Raw genomic sequence first — 15,539 nt, 5'->3', positions numbered from 1 at the left:
AAACTAAAAAAAGCGAAGGCGTACCTTAGCCGAACACCCCTTGTTGTCCAGAAGAGGGTGGAGCTTAGGTACACGCCTTTGCTTTTTATTTTACTTTTTATAGGTCAAGTACGACCTCACCGCTAACGTCCTCAACCTCACGGGTGCGATGCACCATGAAATACGTTAAGGTTCCTCCAAGCCCAATCACAGCAAAGATGCACAGAATCCCGATCTGATCCCAAGCCACGCCGAACTGTCCACTTGAGATGACTGCTTTATAACCCGTTACCGAATAGGTCATAGGCAGCCAAGGGTTGAATACTTTCAGCCAATTTGGAATTAGTTCGAGCGGGAAGGTGCCCGCGCTGGTAGTAAGCTGGAAGATCAGCATCAGAATCGCGAGGAAACGACCCGGATTCTCCAGCCAAGTTACCAGTGCCTGAATGATGTACATGAAGCTTAGGCTGGTAACAAAGCTGAACAAGAGGAACAATGGAACGCTCTGAACATTCAGACCCAAGCCATACAAGACCAGCCATGAAGCAAGCAGGGACTGTACAGCACTCATGAGTGTAAAAGCCAGCGTTTTACTCACAAAACGATTCCAGCCACTTGCGTCACTAACCGTACTGCCGCGTGTTGGCACTACCAGTGTGGCAATCAATGCCCCTACAAATAGCCCGAGTGACAGGAAGTATGGCGAGAATCCTGTACCATAGTTAGGAACCTCGTTATATTTATGCTCATCGACCTGAACAGGCTCTGCATACATGGTTACCAATTCATCGGTCTTTTTCACACTACCCGTCTGCTCAGCCGCTTCATTCAGCTTGGTGGCAAGTTCGCCAGAGCCGTCCGTTAGCTTAAGCGTACCTTCTTTTAACTGACCGGCGCCGTCATCGAGCTTATGTGAGCCATCTGCCAAGGTTGAGATTCCGTCTGTAAGTTGGCTTACACCCGCAACCAATTTGTCTGCACCAGCATTCAATTGACCTGAACCATCCGCAAGTTTGGCTCCTCCAGCGGCAGCCTCAGATAATTTGGAATTGAATTGTTGTAGACCAGTCGCAAGCTTTTCTTGTCCGGCGGATAACTGCGTAGCTCCTTGTACCAGTTGTTGTTCACCCTGTACCAACTGACTGCTGCCTTGATGCAGTTGTTGCTGTGCAGCATACAGGTTTTGGCTGCCTGCGACCAATTGCTGTCCACCCTGATACACTTGTTCGCTGCCAGCGGCTACGGCCTGGCTGGCTGCCAGTAGCTGCTGCACAGCAGGACTTGCGGCCAGTTCCGGGCTGGCTTCAGCTAATTGGGCGAGCCCTTGTGCAACTGCTTTGGCACCCTCGCTAACTTTGGCGCTACCCTCAACAGAACTTTGCAGCCCAGCCGTCAGCTTCGCACTGCCTTCCTCGGAAGCCGCCAGTCCTGCATCCAACTTAGCTACGCCTTCCTGAGCAGACTGAAGCCCAGCCTGTAGCTGTTTGCTACCTGTCTCAGCCTGGGCTGCTCCATCACTCAGCTTCGTGCCTGCTGCTGCCAATTGGGACAGTCCACTGGACAGGGCGCTTGCGCCAGTATGAAGATCACCTGTGCCTTGGGCGAGAGTGGACGTACCTTCCTTTAACGGAACTACGCCTGTTTCCAGCTTATCGGTTCCTGCGGCCAGTTTAGAGAGGTTCTCTTTTAATGTAGCAGCACCCTCATCCAGCTTAATCGCACCATCATGAATCTGACCTGCACCATCCCCGGCATCCGCCAAACCGCCAGAGATTTTTTCGACCTGATCCAATAGCGTTTCGGTATACGATTCTGTGACTTTGGCAGCGACCTTGGAGCGAATTTGTTTGACCGCCGTGCCGCCAATCTGACCCGCGAGGAAGTTGTATCCTTCATTGGGTTCATAGATCAGGTCTGCTGGCTCAGGGTGCTCATCCATCAGGGTCGTTGCTTTGGTGGAAAAGTCCTCCGGAATCACAATCGTCATATAATACGTGTTGTCTTGCATACCTTTTGCTGCTTGTTCACGAGTCACGAATTGCCAGTCGAAATCATCACTTTTCTTCAATTCATCGACCAGATTCTGACCGACCTCCAGTGATTTGTCGTTGTAGACTGCGCCCTGATCCGTGTTGACCACGGCCACAGGTAACTCATTCATTTTGCCATAGGGGTCCCAGAATGCGTTCAGGAACAGGCCGCTATATAGCACCGGAATGAACAGTACAACGAGAATCGGAATAAATACTTTTGGTTTCTTGAAGGCGGACTTCAGATCCTGCCCAAATACGTGGAATGATTTCATCATGTTCTCTCCCTATCCTTACGCTAATCCGTTTGTTCTATCTCTATTATGTGTTGAATCTAGTGGCATGCCTTTCTCGAGGTGGGGATAAGCCATTCTTGAGAAAGAGGCCCACAAAATCCTTGATCTGATCTTTATGCAACGTAGGATGTGCTTTGTTCCAATCTGAGGTTAAGGTGACATACAGCTTCAAGAGGACAAAAGAAACCAGCTTGGGATCGTCCCCGCGAATCTGCTCTAATTCCATGGCACGGCTCACCTGACGCTCCAGATATTCAAGAATGGCTGTCTCCACTTTCTGCAAACCTTCTTTGGCTTGCGGCGTACCAAACTCGTTAACCTCCTGAAAGAGCTTGATTAACAGCTCATGTTCCTCCCGGTACTCCAGCAAAGAATCCATGCTCATATGCACGTTATCCAGAAAGGAATTCTCTTCCTTCACGGTCTGCTCTGTAATCTGTCTCATATCCGCAATGATTGAGCGCAGAATCTCGCTGAACAGTTCTTCTTTATTTTCGAAAAAAGTATAGATCGTTCCCTTGCCCACATTGGCAAGTCTCGCAACCTGCTCCATCGTTGTGGCCTTATAGCCAAACAAGGCAAAGGATTTCTCGGCAGAATCCATCACCTGTTGCCTTCGATCTATCGTTTTCATCGCATATACACCTCCTTGTAGATTGAAAGGATAATAGTAAGGTAAATCCTTTATTGACCGTTTTACTATTACGGTCAGTTGGTCGTTAACAAATGTAGCACTTAAACAGGGAATAAGGATGTGAGCTTTGTCATAATGTGGGCTGGGGGATGAAAACAATAAATGAGTAGAGGAAAGTACGGATGAGGAGTTACTATAATATGGAAAAGTGTTATATATATCAGTTATAGAGTTGAATAGCTATAATAGCAAAGGGTGGCGAAGAAACAGTAAATATTAAAATACAGCAAAGAATGAGGAGTACGTATGGAACACGTTTTATGGACGATCTATCTTGGATTGCTTGGCACAGCATCACTCTCGTATCTTATTAAAGGAAAGTATAAGTCTAAACTTAGCAAAATCGATTTTGTCGTATCCGTTATTACATGGATAGGGTTGTTAGGATATGTAACGGAAACGGCTATTTTAAATCCTTCTTTGTGGAAATTTATTACTGTGACAGCTCTGTTATGGGATGTATTATTCGCAATGCTTTTAAAGGATAACGAAGGGGAAGAGATTTTGGATGGATTACCAATTATGACGAGGAGAGTTTGGATGTTGATAACATTAGTTATCGCGATTGGACCTCTATATTATGGGCTGTTTAGATATGCTTTCTCTTAAGTGGAGAACTTCTTATATATTTTATTAACAATGTAACTTAATGGTACAATTCTGCGTCCAAACTCTAAGAGTCAGATTATATATTAGAGTGAGAGGAGGTCTACTTTGAAATATTTCTCCTACCTCCTGATGATGTGTCTTGTCCTAATGGGTTGTTCCGATTCATCATTGGAAAGCAACGATACAGCACCAGACCGAATTCAAAGAGAAGGACAGACGATGACGGCAACCAGGCAATTGGGTGAATATGAACTCCGATTAAGTGTCCAACAATTTGGTGATCACGACTTCACTTTTAAACCGGGGATAAGGTATAGGGGACAAGATGCCAACCACGAGATTTTCCATTCGAAACAGTTTTTCGATATTGATCTTCAAATGGATGGAAAGACGCTTCTCCCGCCGAGGTCAAGTACCAGTGAAGAATTGGCAACCGAATTAAAGAAAGATAGCTGGTATTCAGAAGAAGTTGAAATAATCCTTACACCGGAGCAGGTTCAATATATATCGAATGGGGAGGCCGATCTTATTCTTAATGCTGGATTTCGATCCGAACAATCTGGCTACAATGACGAGAAAAAGATGATTATAAGTGGGGAAGACATACTGTTTAAACAAGTAGATGCTGATCGAAAGGAATAAAACACCTGGTAACAACAAAAAACCAAGGCTTTGAGTGTAGTCACTCATGAGCCTTGGTTTTTACTGTGTCGTATTCTTGTTATCTGTATCCTATTGCTTCTATTCTGCGCGTACTTTAAAGAATGAGATCAGTTCTTGAAGTTGCTCGGATACAACCGAGAGTTCATCGGAGGCACTCACAATGGCAGCCATGGAGGCTTCCTGCTCATCAATTGACTGCTCAATTTGTTTACTGCTGCTTGCTGCCTTGCTGACATTGGCAGACAGTTCATCGGCCGTGGCAGACATTTCCTGTGTGCTTGCCGAGATTTCTTCAGTAGAACTGGAGATATCCTGGATCTGGTTTGCAACTTTATTCGTAGCAGTCAGAATATTCTCGAAGAATACACCAGTCTCTTGGGTAACTTCCAAGCCTTTGGTGACTTCCTTGGAACCCAACTGCATCGCTTCGGAAGACTGCATGATATCCCGTTGAATTTCTTCAATTAACTGTCGAATTTGCTTCGCTGATTCCTGCGATTGCTCTGCCAGGTTACGTACCTCACCTGCAACCACCGCAAAACCCCTTCCTTCTTCACCTGCGCGGGCTGCCTCGATTGAAGCGTTAAGTGCAAGCAAGTTGGTTTGTCCAGCAATCTCCGTAATCACGTTAACAATGTTGCTAATCTGGTTCGAGTTATTTTCCAAAGACTGAATCGAGTTTGACGTATTTTGCACCGCACCTGAGATCAGGCGCATCTGCTCAATGACTTGTTGCATCACCACATTACCTGTGCTGGAGCGCTGCTCCATGCTGAGTGCTTCATCTGCCACATCGGCTGAACTGCTGGCGATCGTCTGCACTACCGTTGACATCTCTGTCATGGCACGTGCGTTCTCCACAGTGGCTTTGTCTTGTGACACCAGTCCAGTAGATATTTCTCGAATATTGGTGCTGATGGATTGAATGTTCACATTATTTTTCTCGGAAATGCCCAGTAGTTGTTTGGAAGATTCCGAGAGGTGATGTGAAGCATTCTGTACTTTATAGATGGTTGTATTGAAGCGATGGATCATCGCATTAAACTTCTCGTTGATGATACCCAGATCATCTCGCCCGGTATCGATGGTTACGTCCAGATTACCCGTGCTGACTTCTTCGATACCTTTCATCAGATTGCGGATCGGAAGCAACGTTCTTTTCAGCAAAATGAATTGCAACACCATGAACAGGATCAGGAAACCGATCAGGAACATCAAACCGTACGTAAGCAGTTTGTTCAGACCTTTTGGAACGGCACTTGCATCTACATCGAAGTAAAGAGCAGCGTACATGGAGCCATCTGCGTTATTAATCGGATAGATCAGAGTGGTCCAGGTTCCGTACTCATCCGTGTAGAAATCACTGAAGGCAGGTTTTTCGTCCTTTTTCATCTGTTCCAGTACTACGACGTTATTCTGAGGCAGCGGGTACATGGCACCTGCGGGCAGGTTACCTTCCTCGAATGGTTCCAACAGATTCGTTGGAATCGCGATGATGGACGTTCCGTTTCCTTGCTCAAGTTCTGAACCAAAAATGTACGCTTGCGCGATGTTTGGATAGAATTCATGGATGGAATCAAGATAAGCTTTCATTTCCAGCTGTACAGGACCGGAATAGCTTTTTTCCTTAGCCGCTTCTGCCACTTTGGCAGTGTCGAGATCATCGTACCATTTCTGGGTGATGACGGTAGCCTGGTCGTGCAACTGTTCAACCAAGATGTTTTTTTGCAATTGATACGCGGCAGTAATCAGGATTACACCGATCAACATGATGCTGCCGAATGAAATCACCAAATTTTTGATGAAGAAAGGCATGGTACTCCAGCGAAGCTTATTAAACAAGATGGTTCACTCCTTCTACGATTGTGACGAAGGACTTATCCTGGGTGTTGTACACGCTATGTAATTGTTGGCTTAAAAACTGTGAAATCGTCCCTAAAACACTGTCTGATCAAATTCTCTTTTGTTTCTAAAAGCTTTTCGTAATGAGTTTTGCTATTCACGTATATGAACTCCAGGTAAGTTCTACTCTTCAGATATATCGTTATATAGGCATATTAATGTTAGATATTTGCAACAAAATAGGACTTATGAACCGGTTCCAAGGTTATAATTTCGCTTTTTTCATTATGTTTCTTGTATATCCATGAAAATTTCATAGTGATACATACTATTTATTTTTGTGGTTTATCGCGTTTAAGATTCACTAAAGGTTCATCTCCTAACATGTTTACATAAGCCACAGTTGCTTAACAGAAACCAAGAAGGAGGATTCATCACTTGAATATTTTATTACGAAAAGCTGCAGTAACGGCATTATCCGTGACCATGGTAACGTCATCTTTTGGGCTGATCGGAAGTCCGAATGCAGCATATGCTGCAGAAAGTACAGCGACAACCACGAGTGCAGGCGTGACGCAAGCTTATGAATCGTTGTTCCAGACGGATAACGTCATTGATGTGAATGTAACGATTGATGATGCAGACTGGAAGAGCATGCTCGAAAGTCCGCTCGATAAGGATTATAAGAATGTTAGTGTGGAAGTGGACGGCAACAAGCTGGACAACGTCGGTTTCTCCACCAAGGGCAATCTGACCCTGAAAGCCGTAGCCTCAATGGAAGATTCAGACCGTTACAGCTTCAGACTGAAGTTTGATAAATACGACAAAACACAAACGCTGCTTGGACTGGACAAAATGGTACTGAACAACAACTACGCCGATCCTTCGTATATGCGTGAAGTTCTTCATTATGAAGCACTGCGCAGCATTGGCATGGATGTACCAATGACGAACTATGTTAATCTGTATGTTAACGGCGAGCTGGTGGGTTTCTATACTGGTGTTGAAGCAGTGGATGATAGTTATCTGGAGCGCAACTACGGTGAGGATTACGAAGAAGGCGTCCTCTATGATACGGATGAGAAGAGTTATCTTCAATATGAAGAGGGCAGTGACTACAGCACAATTACCAAAGACTTGGGTACGGATAAGGACAAAGCCAAACTCAAAACCTTCATCCAAACGCTGAACGAGATGCCAGAAGGTGAAAAAGGCGATATTGAAAGTGTACTGGACGTGGATTCGGCACTTCAATATATTGCAGGCAACATGGTTTTTGGCAACTATGACAGTTATAACGGCGACAAAGGACACAACTACATGCTCTACAGTGATGCCGCTGGCAAGTTCACCGTTGTTCCTTGGGACTTTAACATGTCCTTCAACGGATACTCGGGTGGAGGCGGACGTGGCACAACAACCGGATCAACCACGACCAACACCAACGCAACAAACGTATCTGTGGACGAGCCCGTACTGGGCATTAGCATGGAAAATGTACCGATGATTAATAACCTGCTTGCTGTGTCGGAGTATAAAAAAAAATATTTGAGTTACGTCAATGAACTGACGGACTATATGGAAGGCATTCAGGATCGTATTACTGACCTTGCCAATGAGATTCGTCCTTATGTAGAAGCAGATCCTACGAAATTCTATACGACAGAACAATTTGAATCCAACATTGCTTATTCTGCAAATGCAGATGCAGCAGGTGGTATGGGCGGTACTCCACCAGAAGGATTTGAGGGAATGACACCACCCGAAGGCATGGAAGGCATGACGCCGCCTGAAGGTTTTGAAGGAATGACTCCTCCAGATGGAACAACACCTCCGACTCAGCCGGGTGCCGCAACTGGAAACGGTACAACAGATGCAACAACGGGTACAGATAATACGCAGACACGCCCTGGCGGTAACTTTGGCGGCGGAGGTATGGGCTCCATGGCAGCTGGATCACTGACGACATTTGCACTGAACCGTCTTGTGAATCTGCAAGAGCAACTCGGACGTGAAGTAACGCCTTTGCCTGAGACTTCGGAAGAGACAGGTTCGAATACCTCATCCGGAACAAACGACAAAACCATTACCGTAACACTCGATGGTAAATCGATCACATTCCCGGATCAGGACCCGCTGCAGCAAAGTGGCCGAGTGATGGTGCCTGTGAACGCAATCCTCGAAGCGATGGGTGCAGAAGTGACTTGGGACAAAACGGCGAAGGCGGTAACAACGGTTCTGAATGATCAGACCCTTGTGCTCAAGATCGGAAGCAGCACCGCAACCGTAAATGGAGAGACGCTCGAAATTGATGCACCAGCAATCATTCAAAACAGTCGCACACTCGTGCCTGTACGCTTCATCTCAGAAGGACTGGGACTTACCGTGGACTGGGATCAAACCGCTGCACAAGTAAGCCTTACATCCAAATAAGCAATATCTTCTGCGGTGCAACGTTGTTGCACGGAGAAAGAGAGAAGGGATTCGATGGTCAGATCGAATCCCTTTTTGCGCTGCTTTTTCAGGTTAGACGGAGGGAACCGTTAGCGATTAGCTGAGCAATCGTGTACAGATCCTCTGATGTCGGGAATTTGGAATTAAACTTGGCTGTAACGCCATACTGCGCTGCTTTTTCGGCAGAAGGCAGTTGAGTTAACGATACCAGTTTGCCCCCAGGCACTTAAATATGTGGTTGGCAACATAAATGAGCTGAAATATTTTTAGTACTACCTTCTATATGAATTTAGACATATCCAATTTCTCTTTCTAGATTGTTTAAATTTCCAGACAGCAGATCATTCTCACATAATTACGGAGAAAGAGGAAAAACTTTGATTTTTAATTTCAATTACTGTGATAAATGTCACTGAAATATTATAAATATTGTGAACTCTCCTACCGATAAGACTATAGTGATATTCGAAACGGAATCGAAATTGGCTTGAATATCCCCACAATTACATAGGGAAAAGGGTGGCTCACACACATGCGAAGCATGAGCATCGGTACCAAAATCAGTTTGATCGTTATCAGTATATTTATCGTCTTCTCATCAGCCGTGGCGGTAAGTGTAATCCTGGAAATGAGGCAGGGGATCACGACGTTTGCTACAGAGAAGGCAAAGCGAGATTTGGAGATGGCGAATCGTATCATTACATATAAGCATCCAGGAGATTGGGCCATTAAGGGCGGGCAATTATTCAAGGGAGATACCGCGCTGGAAGGTAACTTTGAACTTGTAGATGAGATTGGAGAAGCATCCGGGGACACGGTAACGATCTTCCGAGGTGACGAACGTGTTGCTACGAATGTTATGGTGGACGGGGAGCGCGCTGTGGGCACGAAGGTATCAGACGAGGTCGCTCAGACCGTTTTGCAGCAAGGCGAAAAATACTTCGGTGAAGCTGTGGTTGTGGGTCAGAAATATCAAACGGCCTATGAACCAATCAAGAACGCATCCGGAGAGATTATCGGAATTTTCTATGTTGGTGCTTCTCAATCATTAATTGATGTGATTATCTCCTCGTTCCTCAAGACATTCCTGATCGTATTCCTGCTTGCAATGTTGGTCGCAATTACCCTGATCCTGCTGTACGTTCGCAGGGTGAGAGCAAGAATCGAACGGGTCTCTGTGGCGATTAAACGTGCGGGGACGGGCGATTTTACACAGCCGGTTGTGGACAACGTCCAAGACGAGATTGGTATGCTGGGTGCGGGATACAATGAGATGAGAAGCAATCTGCAGGTCATCATTCAGGGTGGACTTCAGGCTGCAGAGAAAGCAGAGCATTCGACCGGGCTACTACTGAAGATTGCGGATCAAACGGCCAAAGAATCATCGCAAATAGCATCCTCCGTTGAACAAGTCGCACAAGGAGCCGAGAGTCAGACAATTAGTACGGAAGAAAATCTGCAGGCCATGGAAGAAGTGGCGATAGGCGTACAACGTATGGCAGACAAGGCCTCCAGCATCTCGGACGCTGCTTTGTATTCACGCAAACAGGCAGAAACCGGAGGTGAAGCGGTGCAACTTACCGTTCAGCAGATGTCTACGATTGAATCTTCCGTTACCACAACGGATGAAGTCATTCGTATGCTGGAAGGGAAGTCGGCACAGATTAGCCAGATGGTTTCCGCCATTCATGAGATTGCAAATCAAACGAATCTGCTCGCCCTCAATGCATCCATTGAAGCGGCAAGAGCAGGGGAACATGGCAGAGGATTTGCCGTCGTATCTACCGAGGTTCGTAAACTGGCTGAACAAGCCGGAGACTCTTCAGATCGTATTGAAGAACTGGTCGAAGCCATGGAACAAGATATGCAGCAATCGTTATCGGCCATGTCGAGAGTGAAGGACGAAGTACAGGAAGGACTGCGCTTGACCCGGGAAACGGAGCAAAACTTCAGCCTGATCCGGGATACGAACCTGCATATTGCTACAGAGATTGAGGACATGGCTGCGACGAGTGAAGAGATGTCCGCAGGCGTTGAACAGATCGTAGCTTCTGTGCATGAGATCGCTCGCCATGCGCAGACGGCCAGTACCAATTCACAGCAGGCTGCCAGATCTGTTCATGAACAGCTCAAGTCGGTAGAGCAGATCAAGGCATCTGCGGCTATTTTGTCCGATGTGTCGACAGAGCTCCAGAACTCACTTAGTCCGTTTAAGATTTAATATCTGTTACAATAGGGAAAAGGAGGGACTACAATATGGCCCCTGATAAAACAAAACTTTTCCCAAATGAGAATATCCGTACGGTATGTTACATTCAAAACCTGCCGCCGCGTTCCAACGTGGACATTGGTGATTATACGTATTATAGCGATAACACAAATCCGCCAGAGCAATTCTATGACCGGATACAGCATCATTATGACTTTATTGGTGATCGCCTGGTCATTGGCAAGTTCTGTGCAATTGCGGAAGGTGTGACATTCATTATGAATGGCGCGAATCATCGGATGGAGGGTATGACCACGTATCCATTCAATATTTTTGGTGGAGGATGGGAGCGTGTGACACCTACACTGGAACAACTTCCATATAAGGGTGACACGGTACTGGGGAACGATGTATGGCTTGGACAACATGTGACGATCATGCCTGGTATCACGATTGGAGACGGGGCAATCGTTGCCTCCAATTCAACCGTTGTTAAGGACATTGAACCCTATACGATTGTTGGTGGTAATCCAGCCAAGACTGTTAAAAAGCGTTTTGACGAAGAGACGATTGCACTGCTGCTGGAATTGAAGTGGTGGGATCAGGATGAGGAATGGCTGGATACGCATTTGGAACGCCTTGTCTCTACATATGATCTACAGATCGTGCGCGAACTTCTGAACAGCAAATAGGATGGTTGTGTATAAAAGACAAAAAAGCTGGTTCCTGACGGAGCCGGCTTCCAAGCAAATCAGGCCCTGGACCGTTTTGAGCGGATCAGGGCCTCTTGTTGTCCAAGATGAAATGTTAATTTAGCGGGTGGGTGGTCGTAGGTTGCAATCAGACTGTACTGATGGGGGCTTTAAATGAGTATGAGCTTCTGCATGATCCGAGTTTGTCTGTTTGCCTGAATAAAAGTTAATGATATCATCAACGGTAGTAAACACGACATTTAAATCCATATTATCATTGTGTGTTTGAATAAAAACCTCTTTTCAATGGGTTGTTACGTTTGTTACGTGGTTTAATTTAAAGCTTCTTTCATGCTTAAGCCTGCTGTGAATACAGGAACTTTACCTGCAGGTAGTTGAATTTCTTTGCCTGTTCTCCGACTTCTTCCCGTTCTTGCCTCACGCTTTTGTACTTCGAATTTCCCAAATCCAACCACTTGAACTTCTTTACCTTCTTTGAGAGCTTCGAGAATCGAATCCAGTACAACGGTTACAGCTTTTTCAGCATTCTTCTTGGAGAAACCGCCAGCCTTAGCTACTTCTGTGATCAATTGTTCTTTATCCATGGGAATACCTCGCTTTCATTCTTGGGATGTGAAACTTTGCTGTGACACCTATGAGTAAATAAAAAGCTGCCTTATTAATAAGGCAGCTTTCATATAATTAAAGTTTAGTAACGTTCTCAGCTTGTGGTCCACGGTTACCTTGAGTTACTTCAAATTGAACGCGTTGACCTTCGTCCAAAGATTTGTAACCTTCACCTTGAATTGCACTGAAATGAACGAATACGTCTGTTCCTTCTTCAGTTTCGATAAAGCCGAATCCTTTATCCGCGTTGAACCATTTCACTGTACCTGTTTGCATGTGATTCCTCCAAAAAATAAGTTTTTAGCCGATCATTATGACGAGTATAATTTAAAATTGACACTCACCTGGTGCATTTAAACCACGAACTTGATGTCCGCTAATGTATCGATTAATATTATAATACCATGTCCGCTAATATAAGTCAAGATTTGGAGGTATTTTCTAATGAATCAGTCATCAGGCATATCGGTGCAGCGGGAACCGACGATAGAAGAATTCATTCATATGCTTACCAATGAGGATGGATTGCATCCCAAAACCGTGAAGGAATATGCAAGTGATCTGAAGCACTTTATCGAATGGTACAAGGAAAGCACCATGCTTAGCGAAGAAATGACATTGCGAATCGAAGACGTAGATACATCCACTTTAGTCAACTATCGCGAAGATGCACACAAAGTTATGTTATTGAAGCCAGCCACCATTAACCGGAGGTTGATTACGCTGAAGCGTTTTTTCAAATGGGCTGTCTTGGAATCCAGGCTCAGTCATGACCCTTCCAAACCATTAAAATTCATTCCGGAAGACAAAGTAAGTCCACGCCGAATGACATCCGAAGAAGAGCAGGCATTCCTCGCGGCAGTGGAGAACGGTAATTCCCTTCGTGATCAGACCATCTTGACCCTTATGTTTCACACAGGCTTGCGAACGATGGAGGTATGCAACCTCAAGCCTCATGATATCGAACTAGGTAGACGAAGCGGTCACCTGACAATTAGAGCCGATAAACGCAACGTGCAACGTATGATCCCTTTGAATATGCAGTGTATTGTAATGTTGAATCAGTACTTATCTGATCTACCTACCGATCCTGCTTACCTTTTCCCTTCAGAGAAGACAAATGATCGTTTAACGGAGAGAGCATTGCGCCACCTGATTAAAAAAGTAATGATAGCAGCAGGGCTGGAAGGACTGAGTTCACACGACCTGCGTCATCGTTTTGGCTACGCCATGGCTGAGCATACGCCACTGCACCGCTTGGCCGAGATAATGGGACACACCAACCCAGATACAACAATGATTTATTTTAAAGCATTAAGTTCGAATCATCGTAGAGAACAAGAATGATGACTCTGAATTATAGTCAGAATCAAAACACCTCTTATTAGAAGCGCTTCGAAATTTCCCGTGTTTGTATTACTTTAACCTACGCTTAGCATTCATATACTATCCTACCCATTTCACTTAGGCAGTGCCCGACAGGGTTGCCTTACCTCTATTAAAGAAAGCGATTACATATCCCTGATAATATTGTATATTATGATGGCAACCTTGGAACAGATCAACATGATCCCTTTGCATTTTGCTTAAATTCGGTGGGCAATAAGAAATCAAATGATTCACAATGCTACATATATTATTCGTTGCTAGGGCATAAGGCTCGTCATAAAAGGGAGGAATCCAATCGTGTACCGGGTACTGCTGGTGGATGATGAAGAAGATGTGCGTGAAGGACTTGTTGTAGAGGTCGATTGGGAAGCGCTCGATCTGCGGATTGTCGGTTTGGCTGAGAATGGGCGGGAAGCATTGGAGATGGCGGAGCGGGTAGAGCCGGATATTGTGGTGACGGATATCAGCATGCCATTCATGAATGGTCTGGAACTCGCGCAAAGATTGAGGAAGCGTAATCCACTCGTGAAGGTGGTCATTTTGACTGGATATGATGAATTTGATTATGCGAGGCAAGCCATCTCGTTAAGTGTGGATGAATATCTGCTGAAGCCGTTCTCGGCAGGACACCTCACCGAATTGCTCACAAGACTGCGCGCCCAGATGGCGGCTGAAGTAGCCGAGCGTGAAGATGTACAGCAGCTGCGTGAGCACTATCATACCAGTTTGCCTTTATTACAGGCAGATCTGATGGCGACCTTGCTCCATCGGCAGAAATCTTCGACATATATTCATAGCAAAGCCAAACAATGTGGATTGGATCTGACAGGAGAACGCTATGGTGTGTCCGTATTGACGCTGCATATGGATGGTGATGTACAGAAGGAGAAGTCTGAGGGAGTATTCAGCGAGCCCCCACAGCGACATAATCAAACTACATCTGAGGTAGCGGATCATTCTGAGATATTCGTTCCCGGAGGCTCCTTGCGTCAATCTGAGGATGCTGAACTGAAACGCTTTGCTGCACTTAACATTGCGGCAGAAGTTTGGGCGGAGCATGGGGCTGGTCATGCCTTTATGCATCAGGAGACGATTGTCCTGCTCTATGTGGATCGTTCGGGCGATACAGATGGAGCGAAGCGGCAACAGAAGGCATTGGAAAATGTGATGCGCAGCATTAACCACTATTTACGTATCCCGGCTACGGTGGGATCTGGTCAGATTGTTGATACACTCGCGGATGTGAATCATGCCTATGAAGATGCCCTGCTGGCATTGGATTATCGGCTTGTGCCTGGGACGGATTCAATCATATATATCGCGGACGTGGAGCGACAGACAGCGGGCAAACTGCGGTTCGACGAGTTGAAGCAGCAGACGCTGACACGTTGTCTGAAGGCTGGTACGCAGGCAGAGCTGGAGGAAGCACTTGCGATCATTTTCCGGGAAATTACCGTGGAGCACGGGCGAAGTGATATTCAGCTCTATCTGATTGAAGTATTAACAACAGTATGGAAGGCCGCACAGGCATCAGGGGAAGAAATGGAAGACATCTTTGGTGCAGGGTTCCAGTTGTATGCGGATTTGTTCCGACTGCCGGGACTTACTGAGGCACAGAAGAAGGTACGGGAGGTCTGTCTACTCGTACAACATCGCATTGCCAGCGGTCGCCAGCATGTATACAAGGATATTGTTGAGCAGGCATTAGTCTTCACCAAAGAGCATTATGCCGACCCGGACCTGTCCATTCAGAAGGTGTGCGGACATCTGCATATCAGTTCCGGTTATTTTTGTGGCATTTTCAAAAAAGAAGTGCAACTTACCTTCCTGCAGTACCTGATGCAGATTCGAATGGAGGCAGCGCGTGAACTGCTTCGCTCGACAGAGCTGAAGTCATTTGAGATTGCGGAGCAGGTTGGCTTTGCTGAACCCAATTACTTCAGTTTTTGTTTCAAAAAACATATTGGCGTCTCGCCCAAAGAATATCGTAAACAGGCTTCTCAGACGGCAAGTGAAGGTTCGATCCGATGAAGTTCTTTTCGAGATGGGTGAAGT

The 15,539-nt window shown here is 45.8% G+C and carries 13 protein-coding genes; 7 read left to right on the top strand and 6 right to left on the bottom strand.

Annotated features, from left to right (window positions below; translation table 11 throughout):
- Nucleotides 1–97: 97 nt before the first annotated feature.
- Nucleotides 98–2,284 (bottom strand): YhgE/Pip domain-containing protein, encoded by a 2,187-nt coding sequence (locus tag MKX68_RS05650; protein WP_340909837.1) that lies wholly within the window; start codon nucleotides 2,282–2,284, stop codon nucleotides 98–100.
- Between the two features lie 46 nt (nucleotides 2,285–2,330).
- Entirely contained in the window at nucleotides 2,331–2,939 is a 609-nt protein-coding gene (locus MKX68_RS05645) for a TetR/AcrR family transcriptional regulator (RefSeq protein WP_338591486.1), read from the bottom strand.
- Nucleotides 2,940–3,245: 306 nt separating this feature from the next.
- Between MKX68_RS05645 and MKX68_RS05640 the strand changes: the two genes are divergently transcribed.
- Both MKX68_RS05640 and MKX68_RS05635 read left to right on the top strand, forming a co-directional pair.
- The gene (locus MKX68_RS05640; protein ID WP_036606359.1) at nucleotides 3,246–3,608 is read left to right on the top strand and encodes a hypothetical protein; all 363 of its coding nucleotides are present in this window, start codon (nucleotides 3,246–3,248) and stop codon (nucleotides 3,606–3,608) included.
- A 105-nt stretch (nucleotides 3,609–3,713) separates the two neighbouring features.
- Entirely contained in the window at nucleotides 3,714–4,250 is a 537-nt protein-coding gene (locus MKX68_RS05635; protein ID WP_340909833.1) for a hypothetical protein, read from the top strand.
- A gap of 99 nt (nucleotides 4,251–4,349) precedes the next feature.
- Here MKX68_RS05635 and MKX68_RS05630 read toward each other — a convergent pair whose 3' ends face one another.
- Complete coding sequence (locus tag MKX68_RS05630) at nucleotides 4,350–6,086, bottom strand: methyl-accepting chemotaxis protein (RefSeq protein ID WP_340915301.1); 1,737 nt, start codon at nucleotides 6,084–6,086, stop codon at nucleotides 4,350–4,352.
- A 465-nt stretch (nucleotides 6,087–6,551) separates the two neighbouring features.
- On the opposite strand from MKX68_RS05630, the gene MKX68_RS05625 reads away from it, so the two are divergent.
- Nucleotides 6,552–8,546: a CotH kinase family protein gene (locus MKX68_RS05625; protein ID WP_340909830.1), complete on the top strand. Its 1,995-nt coding sequence runs from the start codon at nucleotides 6,552–6,554 to the stop codon at nucleotides 8,544–8,546.
- 88 nt (nucleotides 8,547–8,634) lie between these two features.
- On the opposite strand, the gene MKX68_RS05620 is transcribed toward MKX68_RS05625, so the two are convergent.
- A complete protein-coding gene (locus MKX68_RS05620) occupies nucleotides 8,635–8,793 on the bottom strand; it encodes a hypothetical protein (protein WP_340909828.1) in 159 nt (52 codons plus the stop codon).
- A 315-nt stretch (nucleotides 8,794–9,108) separates the two neighbouring features.
- Here MKX68_RS05620 and MKX68_RS05615 point away from each other — a divergent pair, with 315 nt between their 5' ends.
- Nucleotides 9,109–10,788 (top strand): methyl-accepting chemotaxis protein, encoded by a 1,680-nt coding sequence (locus tag MKX68_RS05615; protein WP_340909826.1) that lies wholly within the window; start codon nucleotides 9,109–9,111, stop codon nucleotides 10,786–10,788.
- Nucleotides 10,789–10,823: 35 nt separating this feature from the next.
- A complete protein-coding gene (locus MKX68_RS05610; RefSeq protein ID WP_340909824.1) occupies nucleotides 10,824–11,468 on the top strand; it encodes a Vat family streptogramin A O-acetyltransferase in 645 nt (214 codons plus the stop codon).
- Nucleotides 11,469–11,800: 332 nt separating this feature from the next.
- Here the strand turns inward: MKX68_RS05610 and MKX68_RS05605 are convergent, their stop codons facing one another.
- Together MKX68_RS05605 and MKX68_RS05600 are read right to left on the bottom strand one after the other, a co-directional pair.
- The gene (locus MKX68_RS05605; RefSeq protein ID WP_124117202.1) at nucleotides 11,801–12,073 is read right to left on the bottom strand and encodes an HU family DNA-binding protein; all 273 of its coding nucleotides are present in this window, start codon (nucleotides 12,071–12,073) and stop codon (nucleotides 11,801–11,803) included.
- Nucleotides 12,074–12,170: 97 nt separating this feature from the next.
- Nucleotides 12,171–12,371 (bottom strand): cold-shock protein, encoded by a 201-nt coding sequence (locus tag MKX68_RS05600; RefSeq protein WP_017690333.1) that lies wholly within the window; start codon nucleotides 12,369–12,371, stop codon nucleotides 12,171–12,173.
- A 168-nt stretch (nucleotides 12,372–12,539) separates the two neighbouring features.
- On the opposite strand from MKX68_RS05600, the gene MKX68_RS05595 reads away from it, so the two are divergent.
- Both MKX68_RS05595 and MKX68_RS05590 read left to right on the top strand, forming a co-directional pair.
- Nucleotides 12,540–13,442 carry a tyrosine-type recombinase/integrase gene (locus MKX68_RS05595; RefSeq protein ID WP_340909821.1) on the top strand — a complete coding sequence of 301 codons (903 nt, stop codon included), beginning with the start codon at nucleotides 12,540–12,542 and terminating at the stop codon, nucleotides 13,440–13,442.
- 339 nt (nucleotides 13,443–13,781) lie between these two features.
- Nucleotides 13,782–15,515, top strand: coding sequence for a response regulator transcription factor (locus MKX68_RS05590; RefSeq protein WP_340909819.1), 1,734 nt, complete (start codon nucleotides 13,782–13,784; stop codon nucleotides 15,513–15,515).
- Nucleotides 15,516–15,539: the final 24 nt, after the last annotated feature.

Source organism: Paenibacillus sp. FSL M8-0212 (genome assembly GCF_038004645.1).
Classification (GTDB): domain Bacteria; phylum Bacillota; class Bacilli; order Paenibacillales; family Paenibacillaceae; genus Paenibacillus.
This window is presented reverse-complemented; position numbering and strand designations above follow the sequence as displayed.